The organism is Pseudophaeobacter sp. (assembly GCF_048267565.1).
Taxonomy (GTDB): Bacteria; Pseudomonadota; Alphaproteobacteria; order Rhodobacterales; family Rhodobacteraceae; genus Pseudophaeobacter; species Pseudophaeobacter profundi.
The window spans coordinates 14,461-26,589 of record NZ_JBLWXG010000013.1 but is presented as its reverse complement, the minus strand read 5'-3'; the positions used below and the strand labels follow the sequence as shown (position 1 = coordinate 26,589).

16 protein-coding genes are annotated in these 12,129 nt (G+C 57.7%); all 16 read right to left on the bottom strand.

Translation table 11 applies throughout. From position 1 onward, the window contains the following. Window positions 1–3: 3 nt before the first annotated feature. Window positions 4–1,818 (bottom strand): fibronectin type III domain-containing protein, encoded by a 1,815-nt coding sequence (locus tag ACN0VH_RS18915; RefSeq protein WP_417701959.1) that lies wholly within the window; start codon window positions 1,816–1,818, stop codon window positions 4–6. Next, on the bottom strand, window positions 1,808–2,251 hold the full coding sequence (locus ACN0VH_RS18910; RefSeq protein WP_417701957.1) for a DUF6950 family protein: 444 nt from the start codon (window positions 2,249–2,251) through the stop codon (window positions 1,808–1,810). The genes ACN0VH_RS18915 and ACN0VH_RS18910 overlap by 11 nt, the downstream gene beginning before the upstream one ends. Continuing rightward, the gene (locus tag ACN0VH_RS18905; protein ID WP_417701955.1) at window positions 2,248–2,835 is read right to left on the bottom strand and encodes a hypothetical protein; all 588 of its coding nucleotides are present in this window, start codon (window positions 2,833–2,835) and stop codon (window positions 2,248–2,250) included. The genes ACN0VH_RS18910 and ACN0VH_RS18905 overlap by 4 nt, the downstream gene beginning before the upstream one ends. After that, a complete protein-coding gene (locus tag ACN0VH_RS18900) occupies window positions 2,832–3,491 on the bottom strand; it encodes a hypothetical protein (RefSeq protein WP_417701954.1) in 660 nt (219 codons plus the stop codon). The genes ACN0VH_RS18905 and ACN0VH_RS18900 overlap by 4 nt, the downstream gene beginning before the upstream one ends. Beyond that, a complete protein-coding gene (locus ACN0VH_RS18895) occupies window positions 3,491–5,557 on the bottom strand; it encodes a phage tail tape measure protein (RefSeq protein ID WP_417701952.1) in 2,067 nt (688 codons plus the stop codon). Before ACN0VH_RS18895 ends, ACN0VH_RS18900 begins: the two co-directional genes overlap by 1 nt. Continuing rightward, window positions 5,557–6,096: a gene transfer agent family protein gene (locus ACN0VH_RS18890; RefSeq protein WP_417701950.1), complete on the bottom strand. Its 540-nt coding sequence runs from the start codon at window positions 6,094–6,096 to the stop codon at window positions 5,557–5,559. Before ACN0VH_RS18890 ends, ACN0VH_RS18895 begins: the two co-directional genes overlap by 1 nt. Continuing rightward, the gene (locus ACN0VH_RS18885; RefSeq protein ID WP_417701948.1) at window positions 6,096–6,542 is read right to left on the bottom strand and encodes a phage tail tube protein; all 447 of its coding nucleotides are present in this window, start codon (window positions 6,540–6,542) and stop codon (window positions 6,096–6,098) included. The genes ACN0VH_RS18890 and ACN0VH_RS18885 overlap by 1 nt, the downstream gene beginning before the upstream one ends. A gap of 1 nt (window position 6,543) precedes the next feature. Next, window positions 6,544–6,708, bottom strand: coding sequence for a hypothetical protein (locus tag ACN0VH_RS18880; RefSeq protein WP_417701946.1), 165 nt, complete (start codon window positions 6,706–6,708; stop codon window positions 6,544–6,546). Window positions 6,709–6,853: 145 nt separating this feature from the next. Then, the gene (locus ACN0VH_RS18875) at window positions 6,854–7,258 is read right to left on the bottom strand and encodes an HK97-gp10 family putative phage morphogenesis protein (protein ID WP_417701945.1); all 405 of its coding nucleotides are present in this window, start codon (window positions 7,256–7,258) and stop codon (window positions 6,854–6,856) included. Next, window positions 7,258–7,665 carry a DUF3168 domain-containing protein gene (locus tag ACN0VH_RS18870; RefSeq protein ID WP_417701943.1) on the bottom strand — a complete coding sequence of 136 codons (408 nt, stop codon included), beginning with the start codon at window positions 7,663–7,665 and terminating at the stop codon, window positions 7,258–7,260. Before ACN0VH_RS18870 ends, ACN0VH_RS18875 begins: the two co-directional genes overlap by 1 nt. After that, complete coding sequence (locus ACN0VH_RS18865) at window positions 7,665–8,033, bottom strand: phage head completion protein (protein WP_417701941.1); 369 nt, start codon at window positions 8,031–8,033, stop codon at window positions 7,665–7,667. The genes ACN0VH_RS18870 and ACN0VH_RS18865 overlap by 1 nt, the downstream gene beginning before the upstream one ends. Beyond that, window positions 8,030–8,587 (bottom strand): head-tail connector protein, encoded by a 558-nt coding sequence (locus ACN0VH_RS18860; protein WP_417701939.1) that lies wholly within the window; start codon window positions 8,585–8,587, stop codon window positions 8,030–8,032. The genes ACN0VH_RS18865 and ACN0VH_RS18860 overlap by 4 nt, the downstream gene beginning before the upstream one ends. Before the next feature lie 5 nt (window positions 8,588–8,592). Continuing rightward, window positions 8,593–8,730, bottom strand: a complete 138-nt coding sequence (locus ACN0VH_RS18855; RefSeq protein WP_417701937.1) for a hypothetical protein — start codon at window positions 8,728–8,730, stop codon at window positions 8,593–8,595. A gap of 69 nt (window positions 8,731–8,799) precedes the next feature. Further along, window positions 8,800–10,029: a phage major capsid protein gene (locus tag ACN0VH_RS18850; protein ID WP_417701935.1), complete on the bottom strand. Its 1,230-nt coding sequence runs from the start codon at window positions 10,027–10,029 to the stop codon at window positions 8,800–8,802. Window positions 10,030–10,046: 17 nt separating this feature from the next. After that, the gene (locus ACN0VH_RS18845) at window positions 10,047–10,883 is read right to left on the bottom strand and encodes a head maturation protease, ClpP-related (protein ID WP_417701933.1); all 837 of its coding nucleotides are present in this window, start codon (window positions 10,881–10,883) and stop codon (window positions 10,047–10,049) included. Continuing rightward, window positions 10,870–12,126 carry a phage portal protein gene (locus ACN0VH_RS18840; RefSeq protein WP_417701931.1) on the bottom strand — a complete coding sequence of 419 codons (1,257 nt, stop codon included), beginning with the start codon at window positions 12,124–12,126 and terminating at the stop codon, window positions 10,870–10,872. The genes ACN0VH_RS18845 and ACN0VH_RS18840 overlap by 14 nt, the downstream gene beginning before the upstream one ends. Window positions 12,127–12,129 lie beyond the last annotated feature (3 nt).

Here is a 12,129-nt window from a genome sequence, read left to right as displayed (position 1 = left end):
GTTTTAAGCTGTGAATATTTCAGATGCAGACCAGTCGGATAGCCCGAGGCCTGCGCTGCGGTTGCGGATCTGCACCGCGTATTCCTCCCCGACGGTGAAACCGGCGAGCGGTGTGGACACACTCGCAAACAACACCCCCCGAACGATCCAGGATGATGACCCATCACTAGGCTGGTAGCGTAGATCCTGCTGGTAAGCCTCGCTCTGGGCATCCCATTGCACCGTGACAACACCCCCTCCTGAAGCCGTTACGGCCAGGCCAGTTGGTATAGGGATGCCGCTATCACCCTGAACTCTGTCATAAACCGGGCGCGTAGGCTCTTCAGTCGCGGCATCGAATGCAAAATCCTCTGGACTGACCGAATTGGCGGTCAGCGAGAACACCCCAGAGGCCTCGCGCGCCAGCTCGCCCACCTCAAAGACTTCATCGATCTGATGCTCTGGATGGACGACACGCACAAACCGATGCGCCCGGCCACCCATGCGGCCACCAAGAATTTCATAACCGCGAAAACCGATGGTGGCGGTGAGCTGGAACCGCGCCCGCTTGGTGCGGGCAAGCCGCTTGTTCAGCCGGGCGATCTGGTTGTGGCTGTTCACCATGAATAGCTGCGGCTCATCGCGAACTGGTTTGGCCACATCCTTTTCAACCCAAGCCCCGGATGGGGTTTCCCGCCAGCCGTTTTCCGGCTCGATGTAGACGCCGGCAACCTCATCCGGGGCATCAGCGCCAAACTCGCCGCTGGCCAGTTCCAGAGATAAAAAGTCATCCGGGCCCAGCACGAGATCCGGCTCTATCCAGCGCCCGACCGTAAAGCCGACCTTGCCATCGGTGCGCTCATACAAAAACGCATCGCAAGCCGCCGCCAGCGCCACCCGCTGACCCTCAAAATCCTGCTCATCCGACAGGGTGCCATTCAGCTCCCAGAGGCTTTGCAGGTAATCATCAGCGTTCATGACCTGCACATCACAGGCATTCGCCTCATCCGCGACTTCATCCCAGTCAACATCACGGCCCAGGATCTCGACAATCCAATCCGCCAGCACCAGCGCCGCATTGGCGCTGAACTTGCGGCTGTTGTCGCGCGGGTCGAACAGATCATTCTTGCCATCCAGCACTGGCGTATAGGCCCATTGACGGCTTTCAGGATAGATCTGCGTAAAAGACGATTGCGGCGGGCGCGTGGCCCAGATCACCGCGCCCGACAGCCCCTTGAAGTCAAACTCATCGGTGACCTCTGCAAACAGATTATTGAACGACAGATGCACCTGCTGACCGGGTGCGCCATCAAAGACATTGATGCGCCCATAGCCTGCGATTGGTGCCTCTGCGATATTACTATACAGACGATCCGCCTGCGCGGTCAGCGTCACCACCCTTTCATCCAGCCAGTGCTGCACCACGCCCTCGATCGGATGCGCCGCGAGAATTGGCACATAGTACCGGGTACCAGAGGCAAAGCCGGTGAAGCCCAGAAAGCCCCCCTTGCGGGTGCGGCCATAGACCCATTCCGCATAGCTGACCGGCTGGGCAAAATTCGCCATTTGGATACTGGGGGGCGGCGATATTGGCTTGGGCGCAAGCTGCGCCGCCAGGGCTGATAGGCCAATCGCCACAACCGTCTTGACGATAAAGCCCCCCACAGCCGTGGCGGCAAATCCCGCACCAGCCAAATAGGCCGCCGTGGTGGCCAATGCGGTCCCACCAGCAACCCCAACTGCCCCGGCAACGAAGGCAACAACCGGCCCCGCCTCGGCAGGCCGGGGCGTCAACATGGTGCAGCCCATCAGCGCGGCGAACAGCAGACTACGCTTCATAACCTACCCCCCAGATTGCCAGTACCGATGGGATCAGGATCGGCTTGATGGTGATCGCGCCCCTGCCCCCGTGATCTTCGCGCCGCGTCTTGAACCCCCAGGCCTCGCCCAGCCAGAGACCGCCACAGGGCGACAGACGCCCCTTGGCATCATGGGCCATGACGATGCCAACATCACCGGGGGCCGGTTCCTCGACACGGGGCAGCCCCCCGATGGTGGCCAGGCAGGCCTCTACCGTTTCCACAGGATTGCGCAGAAACCCGGTTTCGCGCTGGCAGGATCCGCGACTGTCATAGACACCGCGTAGGCACGCTGCCGGATCTTTGCCGGTGACCTGCTCGACCCAATCCGCGATCGACAGAACGCAGTCCATCTCTCCCCAGATAAAGGGCGTCACATTCCAGCGGTGCAGTTCCCGATATAGTGGTGTCATCCGAACAGTTTCTCTTCTTCAAAAGCGCTCGTAGGCATGAATTTCAGCGAGGGGTTTGCCTCGCCAATCAGCTTGGCGTGGCCTTCGGTGTTCATCACGATCCGCCGCGCCGCCCGGCGTTTTTCGGTCCAGGCCTCAAAGCCCAGCGAGATCGATCGATCCTGCGCCCCACTGGCCGAGAACCGCAGGCTGCGCATGGTGCGCTGCATCCACTGCAGGGGCGGATGCTTGGGCTTGTATAGTTCCGCCATGCTACCGATGGGCTGGAAATAGAACCGGATGGCACGACCTTGGATATACTCCACCCCCAGCGCCTTCACCTGCGCGATCAGGTCATCCGCATCAGGATCCTGAAAGTAGGAGAGCGTGATCGACCCTTCAGGGGCGCGCCCCTCAAGTGCGCTCTCCAATGAGCCGACACTGGCGAGCTGGGTGCCATACCACTTGTGGCCATAGACATCTGTAAACACGCCATCGGCACCAATCATGAAGCGCATGGGCCCGTCCGGCGTATCGATCTCGCACAGGTCCAGCGCCCCAAGGATCTCGCCTTGAGGGTCATACCCAGCAGGGAAAAAGCTCATCGGTTCAAAACCTCACGGAAATTCAGCTTGATCTGGGAAGCGCGGCTGGCATCATAGCTCACGCGCCCCATGCCATCCTCAATCGCTTCAAACAGGCCCATGCCCTCTAGCCGGACGGGATCACCGGCAGCCACCGCCCCGCGCAGGGGCATCTGGATGCCAAGATCAAAGACCCCCGCCGAGACCTCCTGAACCCAGGTGACAACAAAGGGCCAAAGCCCATGGCTCATGATCTGACCGGCGCGTGGCGCAACAGCCGCATCCTTGACCCGGATCTGCTCAGCCCCCGGATCCGCCGCCAGCGCTGCAAAACCCAGGGCTTCAGACGCAAAGCCATGCCCAGATGCAAAGCTCGCCCCATCCGAAAAGGGAAGATCAGAACCGCTCACGCCATAGCTGCCAATTGGATCAACCATGGGCAGGCGATAGATCCCCACCCGCCCCTGCGCTGCGGCCCGGATCGCCCGCCATTGCGCCAGCGCCGCCCCTTCCAGAAACACGGATGGCGCACCAACCCAGCGCGGGAACCGATTGAAAACCACCGTCGACCCGCCGCCGGTGGTCTCCCCCAGCCCCTGGCCGCGCCAATCGATATCCCAATCGACCTGCAAGAATTTGAGAAAGCCCGCAGGCAGGGTGACAATAGGGCGCTGCATCAGCCCTTCCTCATCAGATGAGTTGCCAGATTGCTGGAGGTTTTACGGTCCTGCATCGCCATGCCCGCCGCCACATGCTGCGCCGAGACATTGCCCGAGATACGTGCTGTCTCAGCCTGCCAGTTGCCGTTGTCATCCATGAACACTCGAACATCAACGATACCGCCGGCACCGCCCTGCGCTCTGACCCCTAGTTTCCCGTTCACTCTGGCTAAGGGTAAAATTCCTTCGGGTCCGGCTTCGCCCATGAGGCCTGTTTGCCGTCCAGACATCGGAAAATACGTGGGAGATGACACCACGCCGCCATTGGCAAAGGGCCTGACACGACCGCCTTCAATGACATTGCCGTTGGCACTGGCAACCAGCCCTCCAACGAACCCACCGACACCGCTCGAGCTATCGAACAACCCGCCAACAAGGGACTTGAAGGCTTGCTGCGCTGCCATCTGAGCGAGATCAGCTGCGAGAGACTTCACAACGTCCTTGGCGCTACCTGCGCCAGTGATTAGGGCTGTAAAAGCCGCTTCGAAACCGCTCTCCAAGCGCTTTGCCATACCTTCCGCTGCCTTAGCGCTTTCATTGAGTGCATCAACCGCCCTGTCCCGCACTTCCGCTGTCACAACTTGAGGGAACCTGCGATGCAGGTCTTCAATTCTAGCCAGCTCTGCGGCGTACTGTTCGGCTTTCGAGCGGGTTGCATCGTATAGGCGTTGTGCTTCCTTCAGGCCCGTGCCTGCGCGTCCTGCAGATCCGCCACGGCGCTTTGAGGACCTACGATATTTTTCAATCGTCTCATCAATCGTCTGGTAGCTCTGATTGCTGGTATAATCATCGTTTCCAACAGTCCGCGGATCTCCCCCGCGACCGCTGTATTGCTTGCTTTCTTGCGTATTAACCCGGTTCTGTAAGGCGAGTGCAGCAGCCAGTTCTTCTTTGAGCCGTTCAGCAGCATCAGCTCCAGCATCGATGCCACTGGCGATGTCAATCTTTGCCAACTCCAGCGCCTTGGTGACAGCAGCCAGAAGCTGGTCATAGAGCAGTTCACCTTCTTCACTTGCCTTTGCTAGGTTGTCAGAGGCCCCATTGATATAATCCGCCAAGTCGCTCATTGCCTGCGCTTGGGCCTGAGGCCCCTTGGCCTCACCAATGGCTGCAAACTGAGCAACCACCTCACGGGCCGCAGATTCTGGCAAGCCTAACGCATCGGCCAAATCGTCGATGTTTCCCTCGACAGTTTTAAGGCCCTTAATCCCATCACGAAGCTCGTCGATTCGAGCTGACGCCTCTTTCCAGCGCTCCAAGCCATCAATTTCAGGGGTGGTTTCATTCAGGGCAATCAATTCACCCCGAAGCGATGCAATGGTAGCTTCCAAATTTCGAATTTGGTCAGGCCCAAAGCCAAAAACACCCTCAACTCCCAGCTCGCCTGCGACTCCGCGCGCAGCCTTATCCAGCGCCCCTTGGGCCCGAACCGATGCGATCTGTCGATTGATCTCAAAGATGGCTTTGGCCTCGTCAGCTAGTCCGCCATATTCATTCATCAAATCCACCGCAGAAGTTGCCGAGAGCTCCTGGGCTGATTTAACCGCAGAAATACTCTCTTCGAGCGCCTTCATCCGGTCGGTCAGACTCTCCGCTGAACCTTCGATATCCATCAAAGCCGCCGCCACGGGCAGCCCCAGCGCAGCAACTGTACCAAGCAATGGACCAATCAATCCAAGTGGCCCGCCCAATACCGCGAGACCACCAAATAGCTGGGGCAGCTGCTGGCCAAAGGTCTTGGCGGCACTCACACCTCCATTCATCTGCACCGCAATGTCACCGATCTGGTTGGCGGTATTTTGAAGCACAAACCGTCCCTGCCCGCCCATCTGCGTCATCCGCTGAATGCCAGTGGTTGCGCGATTGGCGTTTGCTGAAATCTGGTTGCCCGCAGTCTTCCAGGCGCGCTCAGATCTGGTTGCTGCTGTAACCGCTGCCTTGCGGCCGCCTTCCATTTGGCGTTCAAATTTCCGCAGACTGGCTTCCATCCGAACGATCAGGGCATCTTCAACGGCTTGGGCCATCAGGTGACTGCCTCTGGTTCATGCTTTTCGAGGATGTCGAGGAATTCCTGCTCTGAAATGTGTGGAGCTTTCGTCTCAGAAGCAGCGTTGAAGCCTTTGACCATGTTCACAAAATCGGAGTAACGCATCTGTCGCATCTCGATGGGAGACAGATTGAAGACGCGACAAAGCTGGGAAACCTCAGAAAACTTGTAAGGCTCCACATCTGCCTCGGCACCTTCTGTTTCGCCCCCGGCTTCCTCAATACCAACCATCAGGGCATTGAAGATCTGACCCGCCAAAGCGGCGTTTTCCATCTGCGGCCGCGTGTCGAAATGGCGCTGCATCAACCGCTTGGCGTCAAGTGCCGACATGCCGCCACCCACAAGGGCAAGGCGAATGGTATGGTAGGTATCCTCAATTCTGAAGGCACCACTGACCAGACGAATGAACATCTGGCCAATAGCGCAGCCCGTGGCCTCCTGAAGATCCAAGACATCTCCGAATTTGAGCTCAAAGCAACGCTCTTTGCCTGCCCATTCCTCAAGAAGCGCGGCCATCAGGTAGCATCCACCCAGGTGCGAGACCCGGCACCGCTAATCGTTGCTGTAAAGGTGACCTTGCCAGACCCCTCCTTATTCAGCTCCAGCTGCTGAAGATAGGCAGGCAACGTCCAGAAGCCGCCATTGTTGGCAGCGCTCTCATCCAGCAAAAGCTTGATGTTCTTTTCAGAGCCATCATCCGACCAGCCTCGCCAAGTAGGCCATGCCTCGGATGTGACCATTCCGGAAATCGTGACACTGGTGTCCTGACTTTCCAGGTGGCGCGAGATCGCGGCCGGCACATCCAAAGGATTGGTGCAGTCGAGAACCGTGTTCTCACCAAGATTGTTGGTTAGGGTGACACCAAAACTGTTTGCGCCACAGGTGTGCGCAAAGGTCTCAGTTGGGGTTGCTCCGTCACCCAGCTGGATAACCAGCCGAGTTGTTTCTTTTCCCGCAGCCATATCAGGATCCTTTCTTTGGGGAGGCGGTTACTGCTTCCGCTTTGCCAGCCTCGATGAGCGCGTCAGCCGTAGCCTTCGGCACGTCCACTTCGGATCCAGCGCGAAAGCTCTGCGAGGAACCGGAGTTGATGCGGTGATGCGCATCGTTCAGAATTTTGATTTTCATGAGACCCTTATGTCGTTGGAGGTTTCTATTGCGCAAAGATCTTGAGCCCGCCCACTAAAATGGACCGAGGACTGCAAGCGCTTCACAGTGAATCTGTAAGTTCCAGCTCCGAGCCCTATGCGGAGACTCATGAACGCTGAGAGCATTAGCTCTCTCGAATTGATTTGCTGATCGCGCGGGAAATTCTGCTCTTCACCCGCCTCTTGCGCGCCCGCCAAACCGGATAGAAGAATGGGCGTGATGCCATCTTGAGAGTGCCAAACTCATGAAACCTGGCATAGAATGCATCTCCACCGCCCGCATAGATGGTGATACGCATCGCACCGTATTCGGATTTTCCAACCTTGCCGATGGTCAATGATCCAGCCGGTGCTTCGCCCCATGTCCAGCCTATCGACCCGGCCAAAACGCCGTCCTCATAGGGAGCCCGTGACCACATCTCCTCAACAATGTCTGTGGCCACATCCTCCATGGCCGCACGCACATTTTTGCGAGCATTGACCGGGATCGCGCGCCAACGCCTGTTGAATTTATCCAGCCCCTGAACCATCAGGCTTCTTCCAGTTCAGCCTCGATCACGACAACACCATGGGCCGTAAGACCGTCCGGATCCCGGAAAACCCGTATCCCATCGGTTCGAATAGAGATCAGAGCATGGGTTTCGAGCGAAAGATCTGTGAGGTGCAGCGCATTCTTTACCAGGTCACAGATTTCCTTGCAGGGGCTCAAGCGCCCACCATCGCGAGACCAGATGTCCAGCTGCAAGGCTTCCCGTCTGGCAGAAACGCCCACCAAGTCCTCTGCATCACCATCAGACGGCCCAAAAGAAATGAAAGGAAACACTGGATCGGCAGGGACGCCATCACAAACACGCCCCTCGACAACCGCTGAGAGGTCGACATCAGCAGCAAGCGCTTCGAATATTGCTGTCTGCAATTCAACTGAAATTGAGGTCATCAGACTGCCACTCCACTTTCCACCACCAGAAAAACCCACTTCCTGTCGGTGATCGCATCAACTTCGCGGATATTGTACTCTTCACCTGAGAGTGGCCCGGTTTGAGGCCCTCTGCGCAGGTCTCTCATCCGCCAATCGGTTTCAATCAAACGCGCGCCAGCACTCTGGCGAATACGGATCTTGAAGACTGAACGCCCCTCCAACCGAGCCGCATCCACGGCTTCAGATCCGCGTGAATAGATGAATTCAGCATGGCAGGAGTACCCGAGAACCCAGGCCATCACTTCACCACCAGAGCCATCGGGAACGCCATTCCTTTGGTCGAAGGCCACCTTCTCCCGAAGTCGGATATCCTTTCGACGGCTCAAACTCGCGTCCACCGAAAAGGAGCCGTCAAATCCAGCACTGACTGCGGCAGCCCTCCGGCACCGCTTCGGTCATCATGCAAATGGGTCACCAACTGCATAATTGCGACCTTCAGCCCCCAGGGCACATCAGCCGAGGCGCCATAGCCAGCGGTGAAAGCCAGCTTTATTGAGCTATCTTCCCCGATCCCTGGCGCTTCGAAGGCACTTTTGAAACGGATCCGAGTACCTAAAGATACCGGACTGAAGATGTAGTCCGTGTCGGCAACAGACAAGGCTTCCCCGGCCGCGTTGGAGTATTCGATAGCAACAGCGGAAACATCAGGCACCGGCAGAAGCCACTCGCGTTCAAAGCGGCGTTTCTCTACCTGCCAGGTCTGATTGACAATGCACCGCCCCAAGTGCCCCCGAAAACCATCCAGAAGGCCACAAGCCGCGTGGATATAACCGTCAATCAGCAGGTCATCATCGTCATAGTCAACAACGGTATGCTTTTTGCACAGCTCTGTGACAACCGGCAGTTCAGCCGGAGGCACTATGAGGATGGGGCGGAACATACTGCCTATTCCTCGACAGCTTTGCCGTAAGCAGAAGGATCGAGACCGCGCTTTTCAGCCTCTTCAGGCGTCATGCTCCGGCGCCCATTCTGGGATGCCAGTTTTTCGGTCTGCTCACCTTGTTTTTCTTTCTGATTTGCCATGTCCATAGTCTCCAGTATCGCCCAACCCTGATGAAACAGGGTCAGGTCAGGCTTCAGTTTGGGTTGAATTTATGCGTGGCGCAGAACACGCAGGCCGCGGGGATCATCAACGGCGCCGCCCACGCGCTTGGTTGTGTAGAACAACACCTTGGGCTTGGCGGTGAAAGGGTCGCGCAAAACACGGACGCCTTTACGATCCATGATCAGATAGCCGCGCTTGAAGTTGCCAAAGCCGATGGACAGTGCGCCTGTAGCCATGTCGGGCATATCAGGCAGTTCAGTCAGCGGATAAGCCAGCAGCATGGACGGCTCACCAGCCTGCGTGGAGGGCTGCCAAAGCTGGCGACCATCAGCATCGCGCAGCTTGCGGATTTTGCCGATGCTTTTGCGGTTCATGACGAAACGCGCCCCTGCCGAATAGGATGAGGGGATATCATAGATCATATCCAGCAATTCATCCTCGGTGACAGCTGACATGCCAGCTGCTGGCAGCACTTCCACAGCCCCAAGCGGGTTCTTGCCCGCATTGACACCACCAGTGGCAAAGCTCAGGAAGCCAGACGGCTTGTTGCTGCCATTCCCTGCAACAAAAGCAGCGCCCTCCTGCTCGGCGAACTCAGTATCAACTTCGCCAGCCAGCCAGGCCTCCAAGTCAATCTCAGAGTCGTCCAGCATCTGCTGAGTGGCGCCGGGGTTGGCGTAGATTTCTCCGTTGCCCAGAGTGAAGGCCACCAAATTGGGGGTTGCAGTTTCAGGGCGCGTATCAGTTTCACCCACCCAGCCTGAACCAGTTCCACCCTGGTTGATCAGCTTCGTGAAGCCCGACTTTCCGACTTTCCGGACTTCTGCGATCTGCCGCATCGGGGAGATCTCCACCAGGCGGTCAACAATGGTTCGATCCCATTCCACCGGAGCCAGGTAACCGCCTTCGCTGTCCGTGCCCTTGTTCAGCGAAGCCTGCACATCCCCTTTGCGCATATGTGCTTTGAAGGAGGCGCTGTATTCCGGATCCTTCTCGGCCTCCGGACCGCCGGCCATTTCCAGAGCCGCCATTTTGGCATTGGCCTGGTCAACCGCGGCCTGCAGATCAGAAACGCTGCTGTTGATGCGCTCCATCTTTTCAGTGGTGATCACATCGTCAAACTTGGCACTGACTTCTTTGTCTTTCTCCGCCTGCGTATCTTTGAAGGACTTCCAGTCCTTCTGCAGCGCGGCCAAGATCTGGTTTACGTCACCGGACGCGTCTGCGCGCACGGCAATGACCCCGCGCGCTTTAGCGGGTAGTTTATGCATTCCCATGATGCATTCTCCTGAATCTAGAGTTGGAAAAGGCCCTTTGTGAGGGCTGCAATTTCGCCAGCGTCGAGCGTGACGGCTGGGGCAGCGTCCTGCATGCCCCCTTTTGCATCGGCCAGAAGCGCACGGCGTTCTGACCTCGGCATTCCTGTTTTGGCAAGCTGGGCATCCAGGCGACGGGTAGCATTCACCCCTTTGGCTGCCTCAGCTTTGGTTTTGTCTTCAGTCACTGCATCAGCAGGCAGAAACCCGTCAGCCAAACCAACCTCAACGGCCAGTTCGCCGTTGAACCAGGTTTCGCTGTCCATCCATTCAGCAGCTTTGGCCTTCATCACCCCGGAACGGTCTGCATAGAGGCCAGCCATGGCAGCATCAAAGGGTTCCATGGTTTCAGCTGCGTCACGCAGATCATGCCGGTTGCCAAGCGCGACAACCCAGGCATTGTGAACCATCAGGAACCCGGCCTTGCCGATCTGGATCTCATCGCCAGCCATTGCGATCACAGAGGCGGCAGAAGCGGCCAGCCCCAAGACCCGAACCGTTACCTTGTGAGGATGCGCGCGAAGCATATTGTAGATCGCCACCCCCTCAAAGAAGTCGCCTCCCGGGCTGTTGATCTCAACAACCACTTCCTGGGAGCCGATAGAACGTAGAGCCGCGCCAATGCGCTTTGACGTTACACCGCCGCCTGTCCAATAGTCTTCGCCGATGACATCCAGAATGGAGATGGTGTTTTCGCCGCTGTCCTTCGCCGAAACTCCAGCGTTCCAACGCTCCAGAGCCTCGGCATCAGCCTCAAAGGCACAGACTGAAGGCAGCCGCCCGGCCTGAATTTCCGGCAAGTTACGAAGGCTCATTTTGCGCTCCTTTTCCGAGCAAACCAGGTGGCGGCGGGGGCGCCTCCTGCAATGTTTCCAGGTCGAATGAATCCCGCACTTCGCTCCAGAGCATCCATGGCTGATGTCCACCGGCCCCCAATGCCTTGGCAAAGAACTCGGCCTGATCCTTCATTGATCCCCGCAGCAAGCCGCCGGGATTGAATTTGGCCTCATAGATCTCGGTTTCTGCCTCTGTCAGCAGATCTCGCTCGATGGCCTGCTGCCAAGCTTCAAACCAGGGGTTCAGCCCGTAACGCACAAACAGCTGACCCAGGACATCAATGCCCGAGCCCCAAGAGGTATCATCTACGGCCAATAGTGGGCGTGGCACCCCAAACGGGCGGGCCACCTCTTCGATCTGGTGCTTGCGGTTCTCAATGGCCTGGCTGTCTTTGCTCGTCTGGGAGGAGGTCTGCAGCTCCATGCCCTCTTCCAGAACCTTCCAGCGATGTGCATTCTCGGCCCCGACATCTTCATTCATGCTCGCCTTCAGGCGTTCATAGGCTTCAGCTGACAGCTTGCCTGGGTGCTTCAGCGCGCCACCAACGATCATTCCATTTCGAAACAGGCGCGCCGCGGCCTTTTCGGTCTGCTGAGCCAGGCCAATAGCCTCGGCCGCCTGTTTCACCAGCGACAGCCCATGGATCCCATCATCAGAGAGTCCGTAACGAAGGTGGAACACCTCATTCTGCGGGAGGATCAAAGGGCCTTTCGTTCCACGATCATACCGATACTCCAGGCTCCAGTCCGGACGTTGCACGATGGTAACCTTGGCCGGATCCATCGGGATAAGGTGCAGGATCTTTCGCCCACTCATAATCTTGCGCGCAAATGAGCCACCATGAGTCAAGGCGCGTTGCTCCATTAAAGACCGGAACTCAAACGCTGTCTGCCACGGGTTTGGACGCCGGTGCAGCAGACGAAACAGCGGATGACCCCTCGCATTCCCTTTGCCGTCTTTGCGCTTCAGATGAAGCGGCAACATGCCAATGGAGAAGGAGATCAGCGAGACGCAACGGATCACCGTTGTGTTCTTCATCGCAGATTTGACCGTGACGGTTGCTCCGCTTTCCGTCTGACTGCCGCCGCCATTGCGGATGAATTCATAAAGAGCCGGGTCATCCAAACCAGAAAATGCTGCAGCTTCACCCGCCATCGCCTGTACCGTAGGTTTAGATGTCGCCTGCGGTTCCCCACGGCGGAAGATGTCAAAGATGCTCATTCA

What these genes read in the sequence shown, in the direction of transcription:
- ACN0VH_RS18855 (WP_417701937.1), bottom strand. Translation starts at nt 8,730, where the DNA reads ATGGCAAATCAGAAAGAAAAACAAGGTGAGCAGACCGAAAAACTGGCA.
- ACN0VH_RS18885 (WP_417701948.1), bottom strand. Translation starts at nt 6,542, where the DNA reads ATGGCTGCGGGAAAAGAAACAACTCGGCTGGTTATCCAGCTGGGTGAC.
- ACN0VH_RS18910 (WP_417701957.1), bottom strand. Translation starts at nt 2,251, where the DNA reads ATGACACCACTATATCGGGAACTGCACCGCTGGAATGTGACGCCCTTT.
- ACN0VH_RS18900 (WP_417701954.1), bottom strand. Translation starts at nt 3,491, where the DNA reads ATGCAGCGCCCTATTGTCACCCTGCCTGCGGGCTTTCTCAAATTCTTG.
- ACN0VH_RS18850 (WP_417701935.1), bottom strand. Translation starts at nt 10,029, where the DNA reads ATGGGAATGCATAAACTACCCGCTAAAGCGCGCGGGGTCATTGCCGTG.
- ACN0VH_RS18870 (WP_417701943.1), bottom strand. Translation starts at nt 7,665, where the DNA reads ATGACCTCAATTTCAGTTGAATTGCAGACAGCAATATTCGAAGCGCTT.
- ACN0VH_RS18905 (WP_417701955.1), bottom strand. Translation starts at nt 2,835, where the DNA reads ATGAGCTTTTTCCCTGCTGGGTATGACCCTCAAGGCGAGATCCTTGGG.
- ACN0VH_RS18890 (WP_417701950.1), bottom strand. Translation starts at nt 6,096, where the DNA reads ATGGCCGCGCTTCTTGAGGAATGGGCAGGCAAAGAGCGTTGCTTTGAG.
- ACN0VH_RS18880 (WP_417701946.1), bottom strand. Translation starts at nt 6,708, where the DNA reads ATGAAAATCAAAATTCTGAACGATGCGCATCACCGCATCAACTCCGGT.
- ACN0VH_RS18895 (WP_417701952.1), bottom strand. Translation starts at nt 5,557, where the DNA reads ATGGCCCAAGCCGTTGAAGATGCCCTGATCGTTCGGATGGAAGCCAGT.
- ACN0VH_RS18915 (WP_417701959.1), bottom strand. Translation starts at nt 1,818, where the DNA reads ATGAAGCGTAGTCTGCTGTTCGCCGCGCTGATGGGCTGCACCATGTTG.
- ACN0VH_RS18860 (WP_417701939.1), bottom strand. Translation starts at nt 8,587, where the DNA reads ATGTTCCGCCCCATCCTCATAGTGCCTCCGGCTGAACTGCCGGTTGTC.
- ACN0VH_RS18840 (WP_417701931.1), bottom strand. Translation starts at nt 12,126, where the DNA reads ATGAGCATCTTTGACATCTTCCGCCGTGGGGAACCGCAGGCGACATCT.
- ACN0VH_RS18845 (WP_417701933.1), bottom strand. Translation starts at nt 10,883, where the DNA reads ATGAGCCTTCGTAACTTGCCGGAAATTCAGGCCGGGCGGCTGCCTTCA.
- ACN0VH_RS18875 (WP_417701945.1), bottom strand. Translation starts at nt 7,258, where the DNA reads ATGGTTCAGGGGCTGGATAAATTCAACAGGCGTTGGCGCGCGATCCCG.